The sequence below is a fragment of the Thermoflexus sp. genome (assembly GCF_034432235.1).
In the GTDB taxonomy this organism is placed as follows: domain Bacteria; phylum Chloroflexota; class Anaerolineae; order Thermoflexales; family Thermoflexaceae; genus Thermoflexus.
In genome coordinates, this window is record NZ_DAOUCJ010000026.1 from 1 (window position 1) to 23,675 (window position 23,675).

General features: G+C 65.9%; 24 protein-coding genes, 2 tRNA genes and 1 pseudogene. 12 read left to right on the plus strand and 15 right to left on the minus strand.

The genetic code is table 11. The features are described from left to right. Positions 1-920: 920 nt before the first annotated feature. The 4 genes from VAE54_RS02580 (at position 921) to VAE54_RS02595 (ending at position 4,959) form a co-directional block, all read left to right on the plus strand. Positions 921-1,601: a hypothetical protein gene (locus VAE54_RS02580; RefSeq protein WP_322800370.1), complete on the plus strand. Its 681-nt coding sequence runs from the start codon at positions 921-923 to the stop codon at positions 1,599-1,601. A 296-nt stretch (positions 1,602-1,897) separates the two neighbouring features. After that, positions 1,898-2,443, plus strand: a complete 546-nt coding sequence (locus tag VAE54_RS02585) for a hypothetical protein (protein WP_322800371.1) — start codon at positions 1,898-1,900, stop codon at positions 2,441-2,443. Next, positions 2,436-3,158 carry a hypothetical protein gene (locus VAE54_RS02590; RefSeq protein WP_322800372.1) on the plus strand — a complete coding sequence of 241 codons (723 nt, stop codon included), beginning with the start codon at positions 2,436-2,438 and terminating at the stop codon, positions 3,156-3,158. Before VAE54_RS02585 ends, VAE54_RS02590 begins: the two co-directional genes overlap by 8 nt. Before the next feature lie 145 nt (positions 3,159-3,303). After that, entirely contained in the window at positions 3,304-4,959 is a 1,656-nt protein-coding gene (locus VAE54_RS02595; protein WP_322800373.1) for a hypothetical protein, read from the plus strand. 173 nt (positions 4,960-5,132) lie between these two features. On the opposite strand, the gene mfd is transcribed toward VAE54_RS02595, so the two are convergent. After that, entirely contained in the window at positions 5,133-8,528 is a 3,396-nt protein-coding gene (gene mfd, locus VAE54_RS02600) for a transcription-repair coupling factor (RefSeq protein ID WP_322800374.1), read from the minus strand. Positions 8,529-8,925: 397 nt separating this feature from the next. On the opposite strand from mfd, the gene VAE54_RS02605 reads away from it, so the two are divergent. Next, a tRNA-Arg gene (locus VAE54_RS02605) sits at positions 8,926-8,999 on the plus strand. Positions 9,000-9,174: 175 nt separating this feature from the next. Here VAE54_RS02605 and VAE54_RS02610 read toward each other — a convergent pair. Then, positions 9,175-9,759, minus strand: coding sequence for a class I SAM-dependent methyltransferase (locus tag VAE54_RS02610; RefSeq protein ID WP_322800375.1), 585 nt, complete (start codon positions 9,757-9,759; stop codon positions 9,175-9,177). Positions 9,760-10,022: 263 nt separating this feature from the next. Between VAE54_RS02610 and VAE54_RS02615 the strand changes: the two genes are divergently transcribed. The 4 genes from VAE54_RS02615 (at position 10,023) to VAE54_RS02630 (ending at position 13,243) form a co-directional block, all read left to right on the plus strand. Beyond that, positions 10,023-10,865: a hypothetical protein gene (locus tag VAE54_RS02615; RefSeq protein ID WP_322800376.1), complete on the plus strand. Its 843-nt coding sequence runs from the start codon at positions 10,023-10,025 to the stop codon at positions 10,863-10,865. 224 nt (positions 10,866-11,089) lie between these two features. Continuing rightward, the gene (locus VAE54_RS02620) at positions 11,090-11,242 is read left to right on the plus strand and encodes a hypothetical protein (RefSeq protein ID WP_322800377.1); all 153 of its coding nucleotides are present in this window, start codon (positions 11,090-11,092) and stop codon (positions 11,240-11,242) included. Between the two features lie 411 nt (positions 11,243-11,653). Then, the gene (locus tag VAE54_RS02625; RefSeq protein WP_322800378.1) at positions 11,654-12,523 is read left to right on the plus strand and encodes a DUF5666 domain-containing protein; all 870 of its coding nucleotides are present in this window, start codon (positions 11,654-11,656) and stop codon (positions 12,521-12,523) included. A 276-nt stretch (positions 12,524-12,799) separates the two neighbouring features. Further along, a complete protein-coding gene (locus VAE54_RS02630; protein WP_322800379.1) occupies positions 12,800-13,243 on the plus strand; it encodes a DUF5666 domain-containing protein in 444 nt (147 codons plus the stop codon). Between the two features lie 103 nt (positions 13,244-13,346). Here VAE54_RS02630 and VAE54_RS02635 read toward each other — a convergent pair whose 3' ends face one another. After that, a complete protein-coding gene (locus VAE54_RS02635; RefSeq protein WP_322800380.1) occupies positions 13,347-14,003 on the minus strand; it encodes an MBL fold metallo-hydrolase in 657 nt (218 codons plus the stop codon). Positions 14,004-14,037: 34 nt separating this feature from the next. Continuing rightward, positions 14,038-14,835 carry a DUF2085 domain-containing protein gene (locus VAE54_RS02640; RefSeq protein WP_322800381.1) on the minus strand — a complete coding sequence of 266 codons (798 nt, stop codon included), beginning with the start codon at positions 14,833-14,835 and terminating at the stop codon, positions 14,038-14,040. A gap of 132 nt (positions 14,836-14,967) precedes the next feature. On the opposite strand from VAE54_RS02640, the gene VAE54_RS02645 reads away from it, so the two are divergent. Together VAE54_RS02645 and VAE54_RS02650 are read left to right on the plus strand one after the other, a co-directional pair. Then, positions 14,968-16,353 (plus strand): PLP-dependent cysteine synthase family protein, encoded by a 1,386-nt coding sequence (locus tag VAE54_RS02645; RefSeq protein ID WP_322800382.1) that lies wholly within the window; start codon positions 14,968-14,970, stop codon positions 16,351-16,353. A gap of 62 nt (positions 16,354-16,415) precedes the next feature. Next, positions 16,416-17,075, plus strand: a complete 660-nt coding sequence (locus tag VAE54_RS02650; RefSeq protein ID WP_322800383.1) for an HAD family hydrolase — start codon at positions 16,416-16,418, stop codon at positions 17,073-17,075. Between the two features lie 70 nt (positions 17,076-17,145). Here the strand turns inward: VAE54_RS02650 and VAE54_RS02655 are convergent, their stop codons facing one another. From VAE54_RS02655 to VAE54_RS02665, 3 genes are all read right to left on the minus strand, one after another. Continuing rightward, a complete protein-coding gene (locus VAE54_RS02655) occupies positions 17,146-17,496 on the minus strand; it encodes a zinc ribbon domain-containing protein (RefSeq protein ID WP_322800384.1) in 351 nt (116 codons plus the stop codon). 71 nt (positions 17,497-17,567) lie between these two features. Further along, entirely contained in the window at positions 17,568-18,473 is a 906-nt protein-coding gene (locus VAE54_RS02660; protein WP_322800385.1) for a CoA transferase subunit A, read from the minus strand. Between the two features lie 14 nt (positions 18,474-18,487). Further along, complete coding sequence (locus tag VAE54_RS02665) at positions 18,488-19,054, minus strand: phosphoribosyltransferase family protein (protein ID WP_322800386.1); 567 nt, start codon at positions 19,052-19,054, stop codon at positions 18,488-18,490. 232 nt (positions 19,055-19,286) lie between these two features. Between VAE54_RS02665 and VAE54_RS02670 the strand changes: the two genes are divergently transcribed. Next, complete coding sequence (locus tag VAE54_RS02670; protein WP_322800387.1) at positions 19,287-20,273, plus strand: sugar phosphate nucleotidyltransferase; 987 nt, start codon at positions 19,287-19,289, stop codon at positions 20,271-20,273. A 60-nt stretch (positions 20,274-20,333) separates the two neighbouring features. On the opposite strand, the gene hpt is transcribed toward VAE54_RS02670, so the two are convergent. The 8 genes and pseudogenes from hpt to VAE54_RS02710 all read right to left on the minus strand — a co-directional run bounded on the left by hpt (position 20,334) and on the right by VAE54_RS02710 (position 23,667). Next, a complete protein-coding gene (gene hpt, locus VAE54_RS02675; protein WP_322800388.1) occupies positions 20,334-20,960 on the minus strand; it encodes a hypoxanthine phosphoribosyltransferase in 627 nt (208 codons plus the stop codon). 33 nt (positions 20,961-20,993) lie between these two features. Next, positions 20,994-21,584 (minus strand): thymidine kinase, encoded by a 591-nt coding sequence (locus VAE54_RS02680; RefSeq protein WP_322800389.1) that lies wholly within the window; start codon positions 21,582-21,584, stop codon positions 20,994-20,996. 259 nt (positions 21,585-21,843) lie between these two features. After that, a pseudogene (gene rpmE / locus VAE54_RS14515) lies at positions 21,844-22,050 on the minus strand (50S ribosomal protein L31); the annotation flags it as partial. Continuing rightward, on the minus strand, positions 22,047-22,343 hold the full coding sequence (gene rpmA / locus VAE54_RS02690; protein WP_322800391.1) for a 50S ribosomal protein L27: 297 nt from the start codon (positions 22,341-22,343) through the stop codon (positions 22,047-22,049). The gene rpmA and the pseudogene rpmE, both read right to left, overlap by 4 nt. Positions 22,344-22,355: 12 nt before the next feature. Further along, complete coding sequence (gene rplU / locus VAE54_RS02695; protein ID WP_322800392.1) at positions 22,356-22,688, minus strand: 50S ribosomal protein L21; 333 nt, start codon at positions 22,686-22,688, stop codon at positions 22,356-22,358. A gap of 141 nt (positions 22,689-22,829) precedes the next feature. Continuing rightward, positions 22,830-22,904, minus strand: a tRNA-Gln gene (locus VAE54_RS02700). Between the two features lie 171 nt (positions 22,905-23,075). Next, positions 23,076-23,231 (minus strand): hypothetical protein, encoded by a 156-nt coding sequence (locus tag VAE54_RS02705; protein ID WP_322800393.1) that lies wholly within the window; start codon positions 23,229-23,231, stop codon positions 23,076-23,078. 88 nt (positions 23,232-23,319) lie between these two features. After that, a complete protein-coding gene (locus VAE54_RS02710; protein WP_322800394.1) occupies positions 23,320-23,667 on the minus strand; it encodes a hypothetical protein in 348 nt (115 codons plus the stop codon). Between the last annotated feature and the right edge of the window lie 8 nt (positions 23,668-23,675).

Below are 23,675 nucleotides of genomic sequence, written 5' to 3' on the forward strand. Positions count from 1 at the left end.
TTTGGAAAGGCGGCGAGCGTCCCCTTTCCGCCCTCACAAGGGGAGACGAGCTGATGATCCGTCTCCACATTCCTTCAGGAACGGCCCTCCGACTATGGGCCAATCTGACCCGGGTGCAGGGGTGGTGACACGAGTGATCCCGGGAGGCTATGAGCTGCGGACGGGCGGTCTGCACAACGCACCGAGGACTCTCCGATTAGAACTTGGGGAAGAGGTGTCGGTGGCCGATTGGCTTACTGAACGCCCGCGGGATGCATCTCCCCTTCGACTGGAGGAAGGGGATTTCGTGGATGTCATTGGAGAGCGGATCCCGGAGGGGATCCGGGGCACCCGCATCTGGGTGCATCCAGCCCGCCAAGTCGAGAGGAGCCCTTCCCCCACCGATTCCCCACCTGCGGCAGATCGTATCGAGGTCGGCCCGAATGGCTTGTGCTGGTATATCGATACGGGGTATGCAGGCTGGTTTGATTGCCCGACCGGCGCAGGCCGCTGCGGGACATGCAACCTCGCTCGCAGTGATCAGGCTGCCTGGCCTGCGATGGATACCTGTGGCTGTTGCACCTGGAACTGCTGCGATTGCTCTCGGAACTGTAAAAACCAGATTTACCTCGCTTGCGGCAAGGATGTGGTGGTCTATGACCAATGCAGCACTAAGGTGAGGACCGTCTATATCGCCAGCTGCGGACCTTGCCAGCGGGCGAATTGTATTTCAGATTGTGTTCCCAATCATCCAGACACGGATTTGTGTAATCGGTCCTGCGCAGACTGCCGAGGGGGTCGGGCGGCCATCATCGACCTGACCAAGCCCACCTTCGCCTACTTTTACGATCCTGTCCAGCGAGGGTGCTTCTCCTGCGAGGTGCGGGTGCTGGCGCAATGCTCATCGTGAGATCGTAAGATCTTAAGATATGGAGGAGACGATGATAGGAGGGATTCATCGACTTCGAGGGATGATGCGGGCGTGGGCCATCGGCCTGGCGATCCTCGGCGCAGGATGCGGGGAAGCCCACCCGACCCCCTCCTCTCTGGGGTCCCTTTCGTCTTCCCCGCTCCCCACGCCCATCCCGTCCGCTTCGCCTTCGCCCTCCCCTTCCCCCACCTCCGCTGCCACCCCCGGGCCGACCTTGCCCCCTGAGATCTATCCCTCTCCCCTCCCCCTGCGGCCCGGGGTGATCGTCTCCGGTGTCCAGGGATGCCCAAACCCCCAGGGCCTGGAAATCACCCCTCTCTCCAAGGAGGAAGCCCTGGCCGTGCTCCGGGCTGCCACCTCCGGCGACCCGGAGACGGTGCGGCAGGCCCACGATCCCTCCCATTGGGCACAGATCGACTGGGCCCGGCTGGCAACCCCGGCCACGCCTGCCCTGCCGGCGGAGGCACGGATCCCCCCGGAACGGGTGACCGATCCCCGGCCGGCGGGGGAGTCTCCGTATGGGGAATTGATCGCCAATATGTGCGGGCGGGAGGTGCTGGCCCGTTCATGGTGGGTGGTAGTATGCGCAGGGCCGTGTGCGGAGGCGCTGCAGGCGGCCCCCGCCCTGAATGCCCATTTCTTCCTGATCCGGCGGCAGGGTCGCTGGTTGATCTGGTGGGTTTATCCGTGAGGGGGAGCGGGAGGCTTTCGCCATTTGGGCGGCGGGCAGCTGGGGGTGCGATCGCTACGGGACTCCGAGGTCCAGGCGATGCGGAACCAGGCGAAGCCGGGCTGGCACTAAGAGCCGATGCTCCTGGAGATCGAAGGGGAACGGGCGCGGGTCTTCACGGGCCTGGCGATGCGGGCGCGCCGGCCTGCCGCCTGGAGGGGATTGAGGATCCGGAGCATCCCTCTCCGGCGGAGCAGGCCCGGTTCCCAGACCCGGGCCGCTGGCGCTGGAGCCCGCTGACCCTCGCCGGCCGGCCTATGCGGGGGATCCAGGGGCTGGGCCTTCCGGTTCTCCCCTGGCAGGTGCGCGCGGATGGGACCTCCCTGGAGGGAATCGTGTTGCTGAACCCGGAGAACGGGATGAGCCTTCAGGTCCTTATTGACCTGAGGGACGACGCCCACCGTCGGGCCCATCCGGATCAGACCCGGGATTTCCGGCTGCCCCCCGAGCTGATCCTCCGTCCCCACGTGGAAACAGCAGCCCTGGCGATCTGGGCCCCCTGCAGCGCGGCCCGGCTGCAGGAGCGACAGAAGGCGTTCCCCACGGACCACATCGACGGCTACCGGTTGCAGGTGGGCGCCGATGGACGGGTGCGACTGGAGGATGCCGAGCGCGGAAGACTGGATCTTCCAGAGTTGGACATGGGATCGGTCGGAATGGATCGGGCTGGCCATTGGGAGTGTCCTCGGGCAGCCGGCCCACCTCCCTTCCTGGCGGATCCTGGCCCGTCCGGGAACCCCCCTTCAGTCCTTCCCGCCCCTCCCCATCGCCCGTATTCCGGGGGACGGGGAAGCGGTGTGTGAGCTCTTCCCCTGGGGGACCAGCTCCCGATGGGTGCTGTGGTGCCCGGTGGAGATCCAGACGCCGGGGAGCAAACCGCTGTGGCAGTTCGGCGCCCTGATCGATGGAACTTCCGGACAGGTGATGAGCCTGGTGGAGCTGGGATTCCAGGATCCGCCCGCGGAATCCGCTGCGGTGCGGTTCGGACCGAGTCTCTCGCTTTCCCCGGACAGGCAGTGGCTGGCCGTAGGATTTCGGGACCTGGGGCCGGACGGCACGCTCCGGGAGGGCCGCAGCCTATATCTGCTGGATGGGGAGCGGCCGGGGTGGATGCGCCGCTGGGAGGGCCGACGCTGGATCGCATGGGAACCATCGGGAGGCGGCCTCGTGCTTTATCATGTGCAGCGGGGCCAGCTGGAATGGCTGCGGCTCCCACCGGATCCCTCCGCGGAGCCGGTGGCCCTGATGGATGCCGCCCCCACTGGTCCCATCGCCTTCCTCGCCCACGGCCTGGTGGCCGTGTCCCGCGCGAATCCGGCGGCGTTGTCGCTGTGGGATCGAGCGGGGCGCAAGCAAGGGGAGTGGGACCTCTCCGCGGTGGTGGAGCGGATCTACGGCCTGCTGGGGGAGGGGGAACGGGTGTGGATCGGGGCCTTCGAGCGGATGGCATCGGGGACGCCCTGTCGCTTCGCGCTTCTGGAGTTGCCGCTTGCAGGATCCCTCACCGATACCCCGTGAGGGGCTCGCTGGGCCTTTCGGCATTTGAGGTCGGGATGGGGAGGCGATGGATCGAGGCCGGAGCGGGGGATCCTGTCATCGCGCAGCGTGCTCCCCATCCGGTCCTTCCGGCGCTCGATCGAACCCACTGAGTCGGGAGATGGCGATGCGACGGATAGGGCGTTGGATCATCGGGATCGGATGGATGCTGATCCTGGGGTGTCGGGCGGGAACACCCGCGCCGATCCCATCGGGTCCCCCCACCCTTCGTGCTCCCCTCCCGCCTTCCCCGACGTGGACTCTCTGGCCCTCCCCGACGCCGGCCTGTCCGAGCGGGGCCGAGGTGTCCGCCGCGCCCTCATTCCCTGACCCGGCTGGCTGGTCCTGGCAGGCCGAGAGGCGGGCCGGAGGGGTCCTGCGCCGGCTGACGCCGGGGGCCCCGGCGCCTCTTTACCTGCTTCCCTTTGACCGCTCCCCGGACGGCCGCTTCCTGGACGTCTGGGTTGTCCGCTGGATCGGCCAGGGGTGCACCTCGATGCGGATGATCCTGGATCGGAAGGGAGATGCCCATCGGCGCAGCCCCGCGGTTTTCCCCTTCTGCTTCATCCCGGACGTCCGGTGGATCGGGCCGCGGGATCGGCCCACGCGGGCTCCGGATGGGCGGTGGGTGGCAGCGACGGCGGAGGGATCGGTGGTGACGTGGCGCGCAGGAGAGGACCTGAGGAACCTGAACGCGCCGGCGTCGATGGTCTGGGCCGGCTACGCCGGTGGCGGGATGGTGGTGGCCCTGGATGCCGATGGCGGGGTATGGCGGGGATCGCTGGGAGGAGAGCGATGGGAGCCGGTGAGGGACCCGCAGGGGACGCCTCTCCGGGCGGGGTGGCTGGCGGTGGGGACGGAGAGCCCGTGGGCGGTAGCCCTGCAAGCGGAGACGGTGGTGCGGCTTCCCACCCCCACGCCCCGACCGCCCCGGGCCGAGCCCTCGCCGCCTCCCCGGAGGCGGCCTCCCACCCCGGTTCCCGAGGTGCCGGAGGCTTTTGACGAGGTGAGGATCTGGCGGATCCCCCTGGAATGGGGGACGCCGGCGGCAGGGCCGGTTCACTACCGACGGGTGGTGGTCGGGACGGACGCGTTGCTGCCGTATGGCGCGATCGTGGTGGGGCAAGGACGCTGGGTGCTGGAGGGCGCGCCGGTCATTTTAGAGCAGGGGCCGGACGGCAGCATCCGGCTGGCCTCCCTGGGGCAGGTGGTGGAGATCCGCAGCGGGCGGGTTCTGGATGGGACGGCCCTGGGGTGGGGGCCGGAGGAGGTCCCGGTGAATTGGGAGGTGTCCTGGGATGGACGGTGGATCGGGGCGGCGATCTTCGACCGGACCGCGGGGCGGATCACCGGGGTGTGGGTGGCCCCGGCCGCGGAGTTGGATTTAGGGAAAGGATGGCGGTTCCCGGGCTGGACCGAACTCTGGCGGCCAGGCTGGGCGCCGGGGGGAAGCGGGTTTGTGGTGGCGCGGGAAGGGCCGGCCGGCTGGGAGGTGGGCTGGCTGCCGCTGCCGCCGGATGCCGAAGGAGTGCGACCCCTGTCCGGCCTGATCCCTGGCTCGATTGGGATCCGAGGAGCGGAGGTGTGGGGGGCCAGGGAGGTCAACCCGGCGCAGGTGATGGCGGTGGATCGGACGGGACGGGCGCGCGAAGTGGTGACGCTTTCTGGATCCGCCCGCGTGTGGGGAGGCTGGGATGCGGGGGAGGCGATGGTCCTCGTGGTGGAGGAGCGAGGAGGGGAGGGTTGTCGTAACACCCTGATGGAATGGCTTCCTACCCCCTGATCGGAAGGGGGAGCCCTCCGCCTCCGCTCCCTGCAACGGATGGCGGCGCTCCCGCCCGGTTGGGCCTCGATGGCCGCACCGGCGGGGCCGGATCTTCGACCTCCGCTCGGCGATCCGGTTCCCGGCCGAGATCGGGATGAACGAAAGCGGGAGGATCCGAGTCCGCGGCTTCTTCAACGGCTTCCGGCGGCTTCGGGCAGCCCGGCCCAGCGTCGGAGGACGCGTTCCAGATCCTGGGGCCAGGATGGGCGACGGGGGAGGCGCACCGCGCCGTCGGCGACCCAGCCCCCCAGTTCCCGGATGAGCCCATCGGCCCCCGCCGGGGCCGGCCGCAGGACCAGGGTCCGCCCCTCCCCATGGATCCGTTCGATCCCCGCCCGGGCGGCCAGGATCTTGAGGCGCAGTTGCTGAAGGAGGTTGCGGGCTTCCTCCGGGAGGGGGCCGAATCGATCCTCCAGCTCCCGGGCCATCTCGGCCACCCCCTCCAGGGTCTGGATCCCGGCCATCCGGCGGTAGAGCTGCAGCCGCAGGGCGGGATCGGGGACGTAATCCTCCGGCAGGCCGATGGGCCATGGGAGGTTGAGGGTCACCCCCTCCGAGGTCGGCGGTGGCGGCGCTCCTTCCCGCTCCGCCCGAAGCTCGGCGATGGCCCGGTTCAGCATCTTCATGTAGAGGTCGAAGCCTACCGCCGCGATGTGTCCGTGCTGACGGGTGCCCAGGATCTCCCCTGCGCCCCGCACCTCCAGATCCCGCATCGCCAGCTGGAAGCCGCCCCCCAGCCCGGGGATCTCGTAGAGGGCTGCCAGCCGTTCCCGGGCTTCCGCGGCGAGCGGGATCTTCGGATCATAGAGGAAATAGGCGTAGCCCTGCAGCACGCTGCGGCCCACCCGCCCCCGCAGCTGGTAGAGCTGGGCCAGCCCGAAGAGGTCCGCCCGGATTACGATCATCGTGTTGGCGTTGGGGATGTCCAGGCCGCTGCTGATGATGTCGGTGGCCACCAGCACGTCGATCTCCCCCCGCGTGAAGGCCATCATGGTCTTCTCCAGCTGCCGGGGCGGCATCTGGCCGTGGGCCATGCCGAAGCGGGCCCCCGGCACCAGGGCCTCCAGCCGCTCCTTCCAGGCCTCCAGGCCGTGCACCCGGTTGTAGACCACGAAGACCTGCCCCCCGCGATCCAGCTCCCGCATGATCGCCGAGCGCACCAGGCGATCATCGTAGGGCCCCACATAGACCTGCACCGGCAGCCGTTCCTCCGGCGGCGTCTGGATCAGGCTGATGTCCCGCAGCCCGCTCAGGGCCAGATAGAGGGTGCGGGGGATCGGCGTCGCCGTGAGGGTGAGCACATCCACCTCCGCCCGGAGGCGCTTGAAGTGCTCCTTGTGCATCACGCCGAAGCGCTGCTCCTCATCGATGATCACCAACCCCAGGTCCTTGAACACCACGTCCGGCTGGAGCAGACGATGGGTGCCGATGAGGATGTCGATCTCCCCCTCCCGGAGCCGGCGCAGGATCTCCGCCTGCTCCTTCGGCGAGCGGAGCCGGGTGAGGACCTCCACCACCACCGGGAAGGGGGCCAGGCGGGCGCGGAAGGTCTCGTAGTGCTGGTGGGCCAGGATGGTCGTGGGGGCCAGCATGGCCACCTGCTTGCCGTCCATCACCGCCTTGAAGGCCGCCCGCAGGGCCACCTCGGTTTTCCCGAACCCCGCGTCCCCGCACAGCAATCGATCCATGGGCCGCGGCCGCTCCATATCCGCCTTGACCTCCTCAATGGCCCGGAGCTGATCCTCCGTCTCGATGAAGGGGAAGGAAGCCTCCAACTCCCGCTGCCATGGCGTGTCCGGCGAGAAGGCGTGGCCCCGGGCCACCTCGCGTCGGGCGTAAAGCTCCAGCAATTCGCGGGCCACCTCGGCCGCCGCCTGTCGTGCCCGCGCCCGCGCCTGAGCCCAGTCCCCGCTCCCCAGAGGGTGGATCTCCGGGGGCTGATCCGTCGGGCCCACATACCGGCTGACCCGATCCGCCTGATCCACCGGCACATACAGCCGATCGTTGCCGGCATAGCGCACCACCAGATACTCCCGCTCCACGCCGTCCAGGTTCAGGCGGACCAGGCCCTCGAAGATGCCGATGCCGAAATCCTCGTGGACGACATAATCGCCTTCCCGGAGCTCCCGGATCCATTCGGGGGGCGGGCCTCGCCGGGCGCGCCGGCGCCAGGGGAGGGGACGAAACACCCCGAAGAGCTCGGCGTCGGTGAGCAGGGCGAAGCGCCGCCCATCCCGGGATCGGAACAGCAAGCCTCCGCTCAGCGCCCCGTTGAGGAAGTAGATCCGCCGGGGGAGGGGCGGGGCTTCCAGGGCCGGGATGCTGCAGGCCGCTTCTTCCATTCCATGGGCGTGATCGGACCAGACCTGCGCCAGCCGGGCGGCCTGGCGGCTGACCACCACCACGGCCTCGCCCAGATGCAGGCGCCGGCTCAGGTCCTCCAGGATGCGCTGGAGCTGCCCGCCGAAGCGGGGCGGAGCTTCCATGGGCAGAGAGGGGAACCCGCCCCCTTCCGGGATCGCCGTGATCTGAAGCTGCGGGCGCCGATTCCGATGAGCCTCCCAGCTCCTCCGGTCGACAAAAGGATCGGGATAATCCGGGGGGAGGAACCCCGCGCTCTCCGCGCGGGCCCGCAGCGCTGTGGCTTCCTCCATCAGCTCGTTCCACGCCGCCTGGATGTCTGCCTCGTCCAGGAGAAGCACCCATCCGTCCTCGGGAAGATATGCGAGGGGAGTGGTGGAATCGGCATAAAAATAGGGGAGGTAAAACTCCAGCATCGGGAAAGGAACGCCGCGGGCCAGGGCCTGACGTTCCCGCTCGAGGGCTTCCGCCTCCGCGGGGGCCTCCACGGATGGCTGCCAGGCGGCCAGCCGCTCCGCGATCGCCGGGCCGTAGGACGGCAGCGCCTCCCGGGCCGGCAGGATGCGAACCTGCTCGATCGGCCGGAGCGTCCGCTGCGTGACGGGATCGAAGGCGCGCATGGTGGCGATGCGGTCCGCTTCCCACTCGATCCGGATCGGCTCCGAAACCGTCGAGGGGAAGAGATCCACGATCCCCCCGCGGCGGGCGAACTGCCCGGGCTGGGTGACGACGGTGACCGGCTCATACCCGGCCTCCAGGAGATACCGGAGGAAGCCCTCCATCGGAAGCTCCTGGCCGGCCCGCAGGATCCGGCGCAGGCGGTGGAAAAGCCGTGGCGGCAGCGTGCGGAGGAGCAGGGCGCGGATGGAGGCCACCACCACCGGCGCAGGATCCCCGTTCAGACCCGCCAGGGCGGCCAGGGCGGCCAGGCGCTCCGCGCGGATCTCCGGAGGCCACGGCGCCCGCTCGTAAGGGAGCGCCGGGGGCTCCGGCAACCGGTGGATCCGCTCCACCCCCAGCCAGAGGGCCAGGTCCTGGGCCATCCGCTGGGCCCCTTCTGCGGTCCCCGCTACAATCAACATCGGCCGCAAAGCCCGCCGGGCCAGCCCGGCGATCCAGAACGACCACGCCCACCGGGGAAGCGCCATCTGGATGCGCCTTCCCATGGCTAAGGCTTCAACGGTCTGGGAAAGGAGAGGCTCTGCTTCCAGAAATTCCAGCAAACCGCTCAGCGGTCCCATGGTCCCGTGTCGGATCTCTTTCCCTTGACAGGTTTGTTCCATTGTGTTATTGTAGGGCCGGTCCCTGATTCACTTCCTGGCTCATTTTACGACGGGCTGATCCTATGGCAGGTGAGGGGCATTCCTTCTCCATCCCGCCTCAGGAGCGCTCGAGCTCCGGCTGGAGTTCGAGCATATCCTTCCCTCTGCTCTCCACGGTCTCTCTTCTGAGAGCGCTCTGATTTCGATCGAGGCTCCATGAGCGGGCCCGTCCTTTCCCCTGTGACCTTTTTCCTAAATTTGGCGCTTGCCTCTTTCCTTATCATAGGGCATGAGGAAGCTTGCCCCCTTAGCTCAAAGGGAAAGAGCGGCCGCCTTCTAAGCGGCGGGATCCGGGTTCGAATCCCGGAGGGGGCGCTCCGAGGGCCGGCGCGATCGCGCCGGCCCTGTTTGTTTCGGCGTAGGGATCCATCCCCCGTATATATGGTGGTGGGGCATTCACCGGTCGAGGCGGAAACCCAACTGACCGGGTTGTCCGGCCGGGCTGTCGCTTGTAGGTGGGTCTTCAGAAGACTACGCGCCGGGGAGTCCCTTACCGGGCGTTCTCCTCCTTATGCCCGACCACCCAGAGGCGAAAGGATCGCCGATCCACCGATTCCTGCGCTGACAGTCCAGCCGTTTCCATCAGCTCCCGAATGCGCTCCCCGCTCAGGAACCGGCTGCGCAGGCCGATCAGCCGTTCAAGCAGCGCGATTCCCTTAACCGGCCAGCGTCGGATATCCGGCTCTTCGATCACCAGCCGGCCTCCCGGCCGGAGCACCCGGGCGGCCTCCTGGATGGCGGCCGCTGCATCAATAAAATGATGTAGGGCGTCGACGATGACGATCCGGTCGAAGGCTCCATCTGCGAACGGAAGGCGCTCGGCGAGGGCCTGAACCGGGATCAGTTTCGGGCGCTGTCGAGCTACCTGGAGCATTCCCCAGGCTGCGTCGGCCACGATCGTCAAGCCGGCCATCTCCCGAAAGGCGAAGGCCACCCGCCCGGTCCCTCCGCCGAGATCCAGCAGTCGTCCTCCGGTCGGAGGATCCAGATAATCTCGAAGTGGTGCGGGATCCAGGAACCGGGTGGCCGCATCATAGAACGGCGCGATATGCTCGAAAAGCCAGTTGGAGCCCATCGCGATTCCATGCCTCCCCTGTATAGGATAAGGCTTGCGCAGCCGGGCTTTCTACATAGGAGCCCCCGGAAGGAAACCGGCTGCATCACTCCCGCCGGAGTTTCGCTGTGGATTTTCCTCCTGGAGGCTCTGGAAGTCGAGCGGATCGCTGCAGGCGACCCGCTCGACGCCGGGGGCGGGCGACCTTGCCGTCTGCCCTGTCATCCCATCGGTGGCCTTCCTCGGCCGGGCAACGCCCGATCCGTTTTCGAAAGGAGGCTTTTGTGGAGCGCTTCGACTGGGAGGAGGCGTTGAAGGCCTATCAAGAGGATCGGACATCCGGGGCGATGGCGCTGGCAGTTCGGGCGGCTCGGATTGTGGAGGAATGGGCCCGGATCGCTCCGGTGGATCGGGTAGAGGATTTCCGCTCAGCGCTGGAGGGATTGCTACATACCCTCATTCAGGCACATCCTGACATGGCACCTCCCCGGCATCTGGCGGAAGCCGCCCGTCAGGCCATCCGGGAGGCTTCCCGTTTACCAGCGGCTCGAGCGGATCTGATCTCTGCGCTGCAGAAGTTCCGACGCCGGCTGGAAGTCCATGAGCGGGCTGCTGCCCGGCACGCCGCTGCATTGCTTCGCTCCGCCCGGACGATCCTGACCCATTCCCGGAGCGGCCTGGTGGCTCGGGCGCTGGCGTTCACAGCGGAGAAGGGCCGCTATCTTCAGGTGATTTGTCCGGTGGCCGAGCCCGGAGGGGAAGGGCGGCGGATGTCCGAGGAGGTGGCGGCGATGGGCCACACGGCGATCCTCCTTCCGGATCTCGCCGCGATGGGCTGGCTTCCGCACGTGGATCTGGTCATGGTCGGGGCGGATGCATGGGACGAGGATGGGATCGTGAACAAAGTGGGGACCCTGGCTTTGGCGGTCCTGGCCCGGGCGTTCCGACGCCCCTTTTTCGTCGTGGCGATTTCGGAGAAACGATGGCCGGCCGGGATCGGCCCCCATCCTGCCCGGGCCCAGCGCTTTCCTCCGCTCACCGGTGAGGAGACCCCATGGTTCGAATTCGTTCCGCGATCGTATCTCACCGGCTTGATCCTGGAGGACGGATTGTCTCTGACGGCGTAGCTTCCTGGTTGCCGGGGTCTGGGAAGGCTCGCAAGGCCCCTCCGACGATCTCCCCCCATGACCAAAGTCCCAGGGGCGAGCCTGCGCCCCTTCCTTAGCATGGAAGCGACATCCTTCATCTTCTCTGTCCATTTGGTTCACGGCCATCCAGGTTGTATAAGCGGTCCCCTCATCTATGAGAGGATAAAGGAAGGCCCCTCACCTCGGATCGATCGGGAGACCAGATGTCGCGCTTCCGACGTGAAGCGGGTCAAGGACTGGTCGAATACGCATTGCTGGCCTTACTGATTGCGCTGGCCGTCCTCGTTGCCCTCACCGTGTTCGGGCAAGCCGTATCGGGCCTTTATTCGCAGGTCCTTTCCCGCTGGCCATCGTGATTCGCTGGGGAAACCCGGGGCTTCTCGATCCGGGGGATCCCCTGGGAGTGCGGTGCCTAGGCACCGCACTCCTCCTTGTTTTGCAATCCGTTGTTCCCGCTTTCGCCCCGATGGGTGAACCCCTCGGAACCGGTAGGAGCCGCTTTCGCCAAGCCCCAGTCAGAAGAACCCCGCATCTCCCCGCGCTTCTGGGAAAGGTCGAAGGCCCATAACCGAAGAGCGTCCCGCCCGTTATTCATGATGGGATGAGCGCCCTATGGGGATCCTCCTATTCGGGATTCCCTCGAGGTCGATCCAGGGAAGCGATGCGCTTGGATTGCGCAACCCGAGATCGGAGCGGTCTTCCAGAGGAGCATCGCCGCCGGCGGCGCCCATCCTCCTGATGGAAAATACTTCCAGAGGAGGTGGAACATGCGTCGAATAGGACTCTGGCTCCTGATCCTGGGGTGGATGTTGCTTCCGGTGGGAACGGTGTGGGCCCAGGGACCATCCCCTACAGCGACCCCCGCTCTGGGTCGCCCCGTTCTGGTCAGGGGAAGCATCACCGCGGTCGGCGATCATTCTATTACATTGAACACCGAGCGGTGGGGCACCCTGGAGGTTCAGATCCGGGAGGCGACTCGTTTCCACGTCCCCGGCTTTGTGCGGGCGGACCTGAGTGAGGTGCGGGTGGGGGATCGGGCGACTGTCCACGGGCGCTGGCTGGAAGAGGGCCGATCCCTGGAGGCCCATTGGGTGATCATCCGGGGCCCGGTTCAGGTGCGTCATGGGCACGTGGTGCGAATCGACGTCGCGGCACGACGGTTGGAAATGAAGACCCGAGCGGGCGAGACGATCCCGGTGGAGTGGACCGCGCATACGCGCCTGCACGTCACGGGGGTGATCTCGCCGACATGGTCGGATATCGGCGTCGGCTATCCCGTCACGGTCATCGGGCATTTTGTGGAGGGAACGTTCTTGGCGGGCCGGGTGATCGCTCGGCGCCCTCATCGCCTGTTCCACGGCACCCTGCAGGGCGTGGAGGGGAACACTCTGGTGATCCAAACCCGGGAGGGTGAGCAGGTCCGGTTGGTGACCGATGCCCACACTCGGATCCGGATCCCAGGTCATCCCCATGCCACCCTGGCGGATCTTCAGGTGGGGGATATCCTGACCGCCCGGGCAGTGGGCAATCCGGATGGAACCTGGCTGGCCCGCACGGTGATCGCGCGCTCGCCGAAGCTTCCGAAGCCTGGCGCTCAAGGCCCTAAACCCGGTGCCCCGCCCACTCGGCGGCCGTAGGATAATGCATCCGCTTACCCCTTCGGCCGATCGGTTCTAATCCCAATGTGTGGGGCGGCGCGTCTTCCGCGCGTCGCCCCACACGCCATGGGTCGTTGATCATAAGCCCGGATAAGGAGCAACATGCGTCTCCGGCGAATCCTTCTCGGTTTCCTGATCATCGGGATGGCCATCCTCGGGTGCGTCCAGAGGGCTCCGGGTGGGAGGTTGCCTGGACCTTTCCGGACAGCGCCTGCGATCCCATCCCCGGGCATGAGGGGACCCCAGTCCCCATCCATGCCATCTGGATCCCCTCCGGCGGAGGGGAGCGCCTCGTCGGCAGATGAGGTCCTTTCGCTGGAGGGCCCCGTTGAGGCCATCATCCCGGGCGGTTATCAGGTGGCCGGCCATCGGGTTCGGGTTTCCCCTGACCTCGATGCGGAGGGCCCGCTGCCTCCCGGGGTCTACGTGACGGTGATCGGCTCCCGCGCCCCCGATGGGGGGCTGATCGCGGAGTCTTTCGAGGTGCTGCGGCGTCCGGAGGCGGAAGGAGAATGGGAAGGGGTGGTCGAGGAGGCGCTTCCCCATGGCTATCGAGTGGATGGGCGTCAGGTGCTCGTGCTCCCCACCACGGCCCTCATCGGGACTCCTCAGGTGGGCCAGTATGTTTACCTTTCCGGCTTCGAGCAGCCGGACCACACCATCCTTGCGGATAGCCTGATCGTGCTGGAATCTCCGTAATGGGGGATCCAACCCATGACCGGAAGGTTGTGGGGATGAGGAAAGATCGTTCAGAGGTTGGGGGCGTCGGGCGCCCCCAACCCCCTTCCTGGAGTCCTGTCCTTCAGTCCCTCATCAGGAAAGGGTTGGCCACCCGTTCCTCCCCGATGGTCGTCCACGATCCGTGTCCGGGATAGACCCGTGTTGCATCGGGAAGGCGGAGCAATTTCTCCCGGATGCTGCGCATCAGGGTCTCGTAATCCCCTCCCGGCAGGTCGGTGCGGCCGATGCCTCGCGCGAAGAGGACGTCGCCGTCGAACACCACGCCGGCTTCCGGCTCATAAAGCGAGATGTGTCCTGGCGTGTGCCCCGGGGTAAACAGCACATGAAACCGCAACGTTCCCACTTCCAGGACATCCCCATCCTGCAGCTCCAGATCGGGAAGGGGGCTGGGAGGCATCGGGATCGCCCACCAGTCCGCCCCCCCTTTGGCTTGCAGGAGCGGGAGATCGGCGGGGTGCAGGGCCAGCGGAGCGCCAGTGGCTGAAACCACGGCCCCGTTGGCGCCGATGTGATCCCAGTGCGCGTGGGTGTTGATCACATAGCGCACCTTCAGCTCCAGCGCTCGGACCACCGCCAGGATCTGGTCGGGATCCCAACCCGGATCGATGATCACCGCTTCCCGGGTCTCCGGGCAGGCGGCGATATAGCAATTGGTGGCGAGCGGGCCGACGGTCAGGATCCGCAAGTGCATGCGAGCGGAGGAAGGAGGGCGGGACATCCACAGCCTCCCGGAAGTGAGATCTCGAGGGATGTCAGATCCAGGGGCCGCCTTCCCGCTCCTCCAGGGCGGCCCGGACAGCGGCCTCGATGTGAGGCAACGCGAGGCCCCCCAGCCCGGCCCCGAAGAGCACGCCGGTGATCCATCGCATCCACGAGTTAAAGGAGCCCAGGGCATCTCCAACATAAAACCACGAGGGCAGGCGCCCCCCGGTCAGCATCACGAGCCAGGCATTGTCATAGCGAAAGCCGCGCTCCCCGATCCCATAGAGGAGGTCATTGATGAAATGCGTGGTGCCATCCACCGCCATGGGAAGGGCCAGCAGGAAGAAAACCCCTATGGAAAGCGGCCGCCAGCGCCGGCCGCTTAAAGCATAAAGAAGCGCTGCAACCCAGAGGCTGGTATACATGGAGATCATGCGGTCCGACCAGGCGACCTTATACCCGAAGGCCGGATTGCCGGTGAACTCCCGCAGCAAGAGGGGATCCTCATAGGGCCAGACCTGACGGATCTCGCTCAGCGAATACATCGGCTTGGGCCCGAACAGGAAAAGAGATCGCTGGGGCAGCTGATGGCAGAAGAGGCTGTAGAGCGCGTAAAGCCCGCGGGCCGGCATTTCCCAGCCCAAGCGCATGAACACGGGCGCAAGCCACGGAAGGCCAACGAAAAGGCCGTATCCGATCAGGAAGACCCAGATCCATTCGCGCAGAAGCCATCGGCTGAGGCGCTCTGGGATCGAACGGTGGGCTCCCTGTTCTATACCCCGCCAACTGCCGCCCCAGGGCAGGGCTTCGACATTTCCCTGCCTTTCATCAGCCGTCGAAGAGCGCATTTCGGAGATTCCCCCTCATGGATTCACGGATCTATTATATTATACGATTTGTCGGCGGAGCGTCTCTTCCGCCTGGGGAGATGTTAGCGGGCCAGGCGATCCACAAGACCCTGTGTATGCCGGAGGCTCCTGATGCGTCTGCCGTTCTTCGGACCCACTTTTGAGGAGATGCGGGATCCATCGTGTCAGCCGACGGAGATTCGCGCGCGCGCCCTCGAGGCCCGGGCGCGCAATCCCCTGGATCCTTACAACCTGTTTCACATCACCTGGCGCGATCCCGCCGGCCGGATTTATTACGAGGTCCTGCCCTCCGCCCTCACCGGCGTGGAGGCGCCCATCGTGGTCCTGTATTCCAAGGATTTCCCCACCGGCTCCCACAAGGTGGGGGCTGCCTACTCCATCCTGATGGAGAAGGTGCTTCTGGAAGGCCTGCGGCCGGGGCACCACATCCTGGTCTGGCCCTCGACCGGGAACTATGGCATCGGCGGGGCCTGGGTCGGCGGCCGGATGGGGTTTGAGGGGATCGTCATCCTCCCCGAGGGGATGAGCCGGGAGCGGTTCGAGCGCATCGCCGCCTACGGTGCCCGGGTGATCAAAACCCCTGGCTCCGAGAGCAATGTGAAAGAGATCTACGACAAATGCAAGGAGCTGGCGGGGGCGGATCCGCGGGTGCGTATCCTGAACCAGTTCAGCGAGCTCGGGAACTATCGCTTCCATTATTACGTCACCGGGAACACTATCGTCGAGCTGGCGGCTCAGCTTCACCAGCAGGGGATTGGGAACGGCCGCGTGGCCGCTTTCGTCTCGGCCATGGGCTCGGCGGGGACCATTGGTGCGGGCGATCGCCTGAAGCAGGTGTGGCCGGCGTGCCGGATCGTCGGCCTGGAGCCGATCCAGTGCCCCACGCTCTATATGAACGGCTATGGCGTCCACGACATCCAGGGCATCGGCGACAAGCATGTCACCTGGATCCATCACGTGATGAACATGGACGCCCTGATGTGCATCGATGATCTCTCCTGCAAGAAGGGCCTGCAGCTTCTGACAGAGGAGCCGGGCTGGAGGGTGCTCGCCCGCTGGGGGATCCCCGAGGAGCAGATCCAGCGCCTCTCCCAGATCTTCGGCATCAGCGGGGTCGCCAATGTGCTGGGGGCCATCAAGACAGCGAAATTCTATCGTTTCGGCCCGAAGGATCTCATCGTCACCGTCGCCACGGATAACATCGAGCGCTATCGATCGGTGATGGCGGAGCTCACTCGGCAGTGCGGGCCGATGGATGAAACGGAAGCTACCGTGCGTCTGGTTCACATCTTCCACGGCCAGGGGCTGGACTGGATCCAGGAGGGGACGCAGGAGAACCGGCGCCGGTGGCACAATCTCAAATACTTCACCTGGGTGGAGCAGCAGGGAAAGACGGTGGAGGAGCTGGACGCCCAGCTGGATCCGGAGTGGTGGGAGCGGGAGCAGGCCCGCATCCCGGAGCTGGACCGCATGTGGCGCGAGGCGAGGGGGTTTTAATCGGAAATTCCCCACCGGCTTCTCGAATAAGGGCTTCCCAGAGGGGTGGGGGCAGATCCGGAATGGAAGAGGCGGTCGCGGCCTTCTTCGATGTGGACTACACGGTGCTTTCGGTGAGCTCGGGGCGGCAGTGGGTGCGCTATCTGCGCCGAAGCGGCCGGATGACCTGGGCGATGTGGGGGATGTTCCTCTGGCTGGCCCTGCGCTACTACCTGGGGCTGCTGGAATTCCCCCGGGCGAGCGCCAGACTGACCGCGATGATCGCCGGGGCCGATGAGGCGGCTTTCCGGGAGGAAACCCGCCGCTGGTTTGAGGAGTGGGTGCGGCCTTACATCGCCCCGCGAGCCGTAGAGCGGATCGCCTGGCATCGCGCCCGGGGGCATCGGGTCGCCCTGGTCTCCGGGGCCACCGAATATGTGGTGCGTCCCCTGGCCGAGGTCCTCGGGATCCCGGATTACCTGTGCACCCGCCTGGAGGTTATCGATGGGCGCCTCACCGGTCGGGTGGTGGAGCCCCCGTGTTATGGCCCGGGCAAAGTCTACTGGGTGGAACGCTATGCCATGGAGAAGGGGATCGCGCTCGATCAAAGCTATTTTTATTCCGATAGCTACACCGATCGCTATCTGCTGCTGCGCGTGGGCCATCCGGTCGCCGTGAACCCCGATCCCCGCCTGCGCCGGCTGGCGCACCGGCGCGGGTGGCCGGTCGAGCGCTTTTACTGAGCCGGAGGCGGGCATCGCCCGGCGATCGGCTCGCGGCTGGGTCCTGGGCACCCCATGGATCCGCGGCGGCTCACTCCGGATAGGTCGGCCCTGCCGTGAGGGGCCCCACCATGTTTCGGAACTCCGTCCGGCTCCAATCGCAACGGGTGCAGGCGACCCGGACTTCCTCTATGTAAGGGTCATGCTCGTCGGGCTGAAGGATGGACCAGCGGAGCCGGCCGCCGCATTGCGGGCAGGTCGGGGTGATCAGCCAGGAGTAAACCCCGGGAGGGTTAATCCACGCCAGGGCCGTCATCACTAGGGCCAGGACGATGCCGATCAGAGCGGGCCCCTGGGGCCGCGCCCCGATCCCGATCCCGGCCCAGATCAGCATGAGCAGGGCGATGAACCAGCGCACGTAGGGATACCGGATGAACAGCATAGTTTCCTCCGCTCTCATGTCAGATCCGGTGACCGCGAGGGGAGCCCGCGTGGCTCCGATCCGCGCGTCCCCTAATCAAGCACCTCTCCATAATTCACCGGCGCGCTCCACGCCGGGCGGATCGCCACCCGCTGATGGACCTGCGGCCCCAGCTTCTCCCAGTAGGCCGCCCGGTCGGGAACCCCATAGACCCATTCCTCCAGCCATGCGTTCAGGCGCTCCGGATCCCGGGAGATGGCATCCCATTCCACATAAAAGGCATTATCCCGATCATAATAGCCCTGGGCGTAGGAGGGATGCGCGCCGTAGGGCCCATGACAGACGGCCGTCACCAGAAAGCCCGGGATCACCGTCCGGTTCGGATCCTGACGGATCACCTCGGGGGGGACGATCTCCTCAGCGGTGACGATCACCCGTCGGGCGGCGAGGGCAGCTTCCTTCTGTTCCCCGATGATGCCCCAGATCTGGGCGTTTCCCTCCTCATCCGCCCGCTGGACATGCACGATGGCCACATCGGGCTGGAGGGCCGGGACGGCCATCAGGCGCTCGCCGGTGAACGGGCAGGTGATCTCCCGGTAATGGGGGTTGACCCGGGGCAGATCGTGGCCAGAGGGCCGCATCGGCATGAAGGGCAACCCTGCCGCCCCTGCCGTCAATCGCGCCACCATCGCGAAATGGGTGTATTCCTCAATCTCGATCTCCCCGGCCTCCACCGCCCGGCGGATGGCATGGAGCATCCCCACGCCGGGGTTACCGGCCCACGAGAAGATCAGCCGCCGCGCGCATCCGGCCGCCACCATCTGGTCGTAGATCAAATCCGGGGTGGCGCGGGCCAGGATCAGCCCTCGCTTCCGCTGGCGGATGATCTCATGCCCGGCCGCAAAGGGGATCAGATGAGTGAACCCGGCCAGGTAAACCAGATCCCCATCATGGACATAACGGTCGATCGCCTCGGCCAAGGACATGCGCTTGGGCATCGCGTGCGCCCCAGTCATTCCTTCCTGGTGTTGTTCGTGAAAATGGGGAGATGTCCCAGCGAGATAATATGGCGCCACCGGGCCCGCTCGCCTTCCGTGAACACGGCCGCCTCCGCGATCACGATGGCACCGGCCTTGTTCATGAGCAGGCGCATCGCCTGCAGGGTCGATCCGGTGGAGATCACGTCATCCACCAGCACCACCTTCCGACCCCGAACCAGTTCGATATCTTTCTCGTCCAGATACAGCGTCTGGGGCTGCCCTGTCGTAATCGAGAGGGTCTCCGCGCTCAGCGCCTCGCCCATATAGGGTTTATAGCTCTTGCGCAGGATCACATAGGGCAGGCCGGTCTCAATCGAAAGCTGATAAGCCAAGGGGATCGCCTTGGCCTCTGGGGTGACGATGACCTCCGCCTCCTTGGGGATCCGTTTGGCCAGCTCTTTGGCCGCTGCCAGGACCACCTCCGTGTCTCCCAGCATATTGAAGATCGCGATACGCACGCCAGGGGCGATCTCGAATAGCGGAAGATGCCGGACCAGCCCCGCGATCTCCACCGTATAGGTCTCGCGCTTCGGGCGCATGGGGTTCACCTCCCGCCGGGATGCCGGAGCTATTATAACTCAACTCGCCGCCCTGTCTTTCCGATAGCCCGGGAAGGGGAGGCCTGCTTTCCCGGCATCCACCACCCTGGGATTGTCCGCGAGTTACGCGGTGGGTTTCCCTGTGGGGCTTCGGGGATCAAAGGGGGATCCAGGTTATAATGCTACCGGAGATCCTCGTGGGAACGGAATCTCACAGCGGGGAGGCGGCACGATGAAAGCGGTGATCCCGGTGGCCGGGTTTGGAACCCGGCTGCGTCCGCACACCTACAGCAAGCCCAAGCCGCTGATCAATGTCGCCGGCAAACCCTTCCTGGGCTACATCCTGGAGAAGCTGGCGGCCCTGAACCCGGAGGAATACATCTTCATTGTGGGCTATCTGGGCGAGCAGATCCAGCACTATGTGGACAGCACTTACCGGTTGCCGGCCCGCTATGTGGAGCAGAAGGAGCTCCTCGGGCAGGCCCATGCCCTCTGGCTGGCCCGCGACTACATCGATGGCCCCATCGTGATCATCTTCGCAGATACCCTGTTTGAGGCCGATCTTCAGGATCTGGATGCCCTGGATGCGGACGGGATCGCCTTCGTGAAAGAGGTCGAGGACCCCCGTCGTTTCGGGGTGGTGGAGCTGGACGCGCGGGGCTATGTCACCCGGTTTGTGGAGAAGCCGACCAGTCTGGAGAACCGTCTGGCGGTGATTGGGATGTATTACATCCGCAATGGCCCCCTGCTGGTCAGGGCCTGTGAGGAGCTGATGGCCCGCGGCATCCGCACGCGGGGCGAGTATTTCCTCACCGATGCGCTGAACATCTTCCTGGAGTATGGCCAGCGGCTGCGGGTTCGAGAGGTGAACGTATGGGTGGATTGCGGGACGCCGGAGGCCGTGCTGGAGACGAACCGATATCTCCTTTCCCATGGCCACGACAATTCCCGGGAGGCCCAGCGGGAGGGCGTGGTGATCATCCCCCCCGTCTTTATCTCCCCCAGCGCCCATGTGCGACATGCCGTGATCGGCCCTTACGCGACCATCGCGGATGGATGCTTCATCGAGAACGCGATCATCCGGGACTCCATTGTGGATAGCGGGGCGCGGATTGTGAACGCCGTCCTGGAGCAATCCCTGATCGGGCGGGACGCTTATGTGGGGGGGCGGTTCCGGCGGTTCAATGTGGGGGATTCCTCCAGCATCGATTTCACATAATAGAGGAAGACCCGCTCGTCCCGGACAGGTTCGCCCGGCCGCAGGAGCGCTCTAGGATGCTCAGCGCTCATCGGAGGTCTCGAGGGGAGCGTCCCCTATGTCTTCGATCGCCCCCAACCCCTCGGTCCGGAGCACGGCAACGAAGGGGAGATTGCGGAACTTCTCATCCAGATCCAGCCCGTAGCCGAAGACAAAAACATTGGGGATCTCGAAACCCACGTAATCCAGGGGGACGTGGATCTCTCGTCGGGCTTTCTTATCCAGCAATGCGCAGACCCGCAGCGTAGCGGGGTTACGCGTCCAGAGGAGCCGCAGGATATGGTCCAGCGTTCGGCCGCTGTCGACGATGTCCTCCACGATCAGCACATGGCGCCCCTCGATGTTCGTCTGGAGATCCATCAGGATGCGCACGACTCCGGTGGACTGGCGGACGCCGATCCCATAGCTGGTGATCGCCATGAAATCGATTTCATGGGGAATCGTGATATGGCGCATGAGATCGGTCAGAAACATCACCCCACCCTTCAGCACGCAAACCAGCACCAGGTCTTTGCCTGCGTAATCCCGGGAGATCTGGGCTCCCAGTTCGGCGATCCGGCGCTGCAACACCTCTGCAGGGATCAGGATGCGCTCGATGAGATCCTCACATCCCCAGCGGGATGGGGTTTCCACCCGCGTCTCCTTCATTCCGGCCTCCATTCCAGCCCGGTGGCCCTGTCTCTAACGGGGATCGGGTGAATCGCGGGGAACCACGTGACAGCGGCGGCAGCGCGCCTCATACGTTTCACTTCCCCCCACCAGGATCACCGGATCATCGTAGCGGGCGGGCCGCCCGTTGATGAGCCGTTGGGTCCGGGTGGCCGGCGCCCCACATACCACACAGATCGCGTGGAGTTTGTCCACCTGCTCGGCCTGGGCCATTAAAAGCGGCATCGGCCCGAACGGCTCGCCCCGGAAATCCATATCCAGACCAGCCACGATGACCCGGATCCCCCGCTCCGCCAGCTCCTGGACCACGTCGGCGATCTCCCAGTCGAAGAACTGGGCCTCATCGATCCCCACCACCGTGGTCCCGGGGTGAAGGTGCTCCAGGATCGCTCGGGCATGGGGAACCGGGACAGCCTCGATGTCCAGGCCGTTGTGGGAGCGGACTCTTTCGGTTCCATAGCGGGTGTCGAGGAGGGGTTTGAACACCTGAACCTGCTGACGGGCGATCTGGGCGCGGCGGAGCCGGCGGATCAGCTCCTCGGTTTTGCCGCTGAACATGCAACCGCAGATCACTTCCACCCAGCCTGTCCGCATCGAGTCCATGCCGCCTTCCTCCCGGATCATGGCGCTGGATCTTCGAAGGGCTCCGAGGGCAATGGGCACCTGGATTCGAGCCCGGGGGCATGCGTCCGGGGGAAAACAATGCGAGCGGGCCCTTCCAGAACCCGCCCGCACGGTTTTATTCGCCCTCGCTTTCTCCTTCCATGGTCTCGAGGATCTCCTCCGGCTCCTCGACGACCTCCACCACGGTCTGCTTCCGCTTACGGCGCTGCGCCCGCTCCGCTCGCGCTTTCAGGTAAGCCTCATCCCGGGCGCTCAGACGCCGCATGAAGCGATCCACCTGGCCTTCTTTATCGACGATCCGCTGCTCGCCGGTGAAGAACGGATGGCATTTCGAACATACATCCGTCCGGATCACCGGCACCGTCGCGCCGGTGGTCCAGGTGTTGCCGCAGGCGCAGATCACCTGGGCGTTGGGATACCATGAGGGGTGAATTCCCGGCTTCATGCATCACCTCCGTTTGGGGACGCGTCGTTCGGGCGGACCGGCTCCGGATACACGCTCACCCGTTTCCGGCCGCCGCGCGTGAACTCGAAGCGCACATATCCATCGATCAGGGCGAAGAGGGTGTAATCCCGGCCCATCCCTACGTTCTTGCCGGGGTAAATCCGGGTGCCGCACTGGCGGACCAGGATATTGCCGGCCCGCACGAACTGGCCGTCGAACCGCTTTACGCCACGGCGTTTGGATTCGCTATCTCGCCCATTGCGGCTGGCGCCGCCACCCTTCTTGTGGGCCATGGTTGCCTCCCCTTATGCGGATGCCGGGACGCCAGCTTCAATCGCGTCGATGCGCAGGACCGTGTAGGTCTGGCGGTGGCCCTGCTTGCGCCGGTAACGCTTGGCGCCCGGCCGGTATTTGAAGACGATGATCTTTTCTCCCTTCACATGCCCCAGCACGGTCGCCCGAACCCGGGCCTCCGGGATGACCGGCTGGCCGATCCGAACCTGTTCCCCTTCCCCAACCATCAGAACCCGGTCGATCTCCAGCGAGGCGCCGGCCTGCAGGGGAAGTTTTTCGACCTGGATCTGATCGCCTGCCTTCACGCGATATTGATGCCCGCCGATTTCGACCACAGCGAACACGATAGGACCTCCTGTGCATCGCAGGGCTTTGGGGATAGGCGTGTTCGAGATGCCCGCCTCCTGCCTGCCCCAGGCCGGGGAGCTCACAGATCGAAGAGGCCGGGTGATGAAGAAAGGGCCGCCCCGGGCGGCCCCTTCCGCTGGCTGCGGGGGGAGGACTCGAACCTCCATACCCGGATCCAGAGTCCGGTGTGTTGCCCCTTACACCACCCCGCAGGGCCGTTCTTCATTTTACACGGGGCCCGCTTCCCCGGTCAAGCGGGGCTCCCCCGTGCTCACCGGTTGGCGAGCGTGGGAATTTGGGGCGCCTGCAAGAGACGGGCATTAACCGTTCCGGTTCCAGGAGGCTCCAGAGGAAGATATGTGTGTCGAGCAGGAGCTTCATTCCTACAGGATCTCCCATGCGGTCTCATCCGTTGCGGGCTCGACGATGTCGCCCACAATGCGGCCGGAGTTCCGGAAGGCGCCCAGCCATGCGCCGGGCTTTTCCGGTGGCGGGGGCAGAATTTGCGCAATGGGCTCCCCACGGTCAGTCACGATCACCGGATTGCCCGTCCTGCGAACCCATTCCAGGGTGCGGGGCCACCCCCTCTCCCCTGTTCCGGATCCGCCTGCCCGCCTGCCGGATTCTCTACAGAAGGCCCAGCCCCAGGCCGAGGGCCAGGCACAGGAGGGCGGCCAGCCCGAAGCGCCATGTCACCGCCATCCAGGGCGCGTAGCGCGCCCGGTGATCGTGGAGCACCTCCACCAGCGGCCGCTGCTCTCGCAGGGCCTGCCATGGCGCCGCCATGTTGCCTCCCATCTCCGCCACTGCGGGGAACGCGGCGATGAGGAAGTAAATCAGACCGATCCAGAACAGGCCGTCGGAGATCCGGTGGAAGGTGAGGCCGCCCTGAAGCCCGCTGAAGAGCACCGCGATCCCCAGCGCAAGCCCGGTTAGCCCGAGGATCTGCATCCCACCCCGATAAAAGCGAGACATCTGGACGC

Bases quoted from the DNA above. Each gene is read 5' to 3' on its own strand.
- VAE54_RS02650 (WP_322800383.1), top strand. From the start codon at position 16,416: ATGGAAGAGGCGGTCGCGGCCTTCTTCGATGTGGACTACACGGTGCTT.
- VAE54_RS02665 (WP_322800386.1), bottom strand. From the start codon at position 19,054: ATGCGCCCGAAGCGCGAGACCTATACGGTGGAGATCGCGGGGCTGGTC.
- VAE54_RS02640 (WP_322800381.1), bottom strand. From the start codon at position 14,835: ATGCGCTCTTCGACGGCTGATGAAAGGCAGGGAAATGTCGAAGCCCTG.
- VAE54_RS02630 (WP_322800379.1), top strand. From the start codon at position 12,800: ATGCCATCTGGATCCCCTCCGGCGGAGGGGAGCGCCTCGTCGGCAGAT.
- VAE54_RS02680 (WP_322800389.1), bottom strand. From the start codon at position 21,584: ATGGACTCGATGCGGACAGGCTGGGTGGAAGTGATCTGCGGTTGCATG.
- VAE54_RS02585 (WP_322800371.1), top strand. From the start codon at position 1,898: ATGCGGGGGATCCAGGGGCTGGGCCTTCCGGTTCTCCCCTGGCAGGTG.
- VAE54_RS02595 (WP_322800373.1), top strand. From the start codon at position 3,304: ATGCGACGGATAGGGCGTTGGATCATCGGGATCGGATGGATGCTGATC.
- VAE54_RS02660 (WP_322800385.1), bottom strand. From the start codon at position 18,473: ATGCCCAAGCGCATGTCCTTGGCCGAGGCGATCGACCGTTATGTCCAT.
- VAE54_RS02580 (WP_322800370.1), top strand. From the start codon at position 921: ATGATAGGAGGGATTCATCGACTTCGAGGGATGATGCGGGCGTGGGCC.
- VAE54_RS02710 (WP_322800394.1), bottom strand. From the start codon at position 23,667: ATGTCTCGCTTTTATCGGGGTGGGATGCAGATCCTCGGGCTAACCGGG.
- VAE54_RS02635 (WP_322800380.1), bottom strand. From the start codon at position 14,003: ATGTCCCGCCCTCCTTCCTCCGCTCGCATGCACTTGCGGATCCTGACC.
- mfd (WP_322800374.1), bottom strand. From the start codon at position 8,528: ATGGGAAGGCGCATCCAGATGGCGCTTCCCCGGTGGGCGTGGTCGTTC.
- VAE54_RS02670 (WP_322800387.1), top strand. From the start codon at position 19,287: ATGAAAGCGGTGATCCCGGTGGCCGGGTTTGGAACCCGGCTGCGTCCG.
- VAE54_RS02620 (WP_322800377.1), top strand. From the start codon at position 11,090: ATGTCGCGCTTCCGACGTGAAGCGGGTCAAGGACTGGTCGAATACGCA.
- VAE54_RS02645 (WP_322800382.1), top strand. From the start codon at position 14,968: ATGCGTCTGCCGTTCTTCGGACCCACTTTTGAGGAGATGCGGGATCCA.
- VAE54_RS02655 (WP_322800384.1), bottom strand. From the start codon at position 17,496: ATGCTGTTCATCCGGTATCCCTACGTGCGCTGGTTCATCGCCCTGCTC.
- rpmA (WP_322800391.1), bottom strand. From the start codon at position 22,343: ATGGCCCACAAGAAGGGTGGCGGCGCCAGCCGCAATGGGCGAGATAGC.
- hpt (WP_322800388.1), bottom strand. From the start codon at position 20,960: ATGAAGGAGACGCGGGTGGAAACCCCATCCCGCTGGGGATGTGAGGAT.
- VAE54_RS02610 (WP_322800375.1), bottom strand. From the start codon at position 9,759: ATGGGCTCCAACTGGCTTTTCGAGCATATCGCGCCGTTCTATGATGCG.
- VAE54_RS02625 (WP_322800378.1), top strand. From the start codon at position 11,654: ATGCGTCGAATAGGACTCTGGCTCCTGATCCTGGGGTGGATGTTGCTT.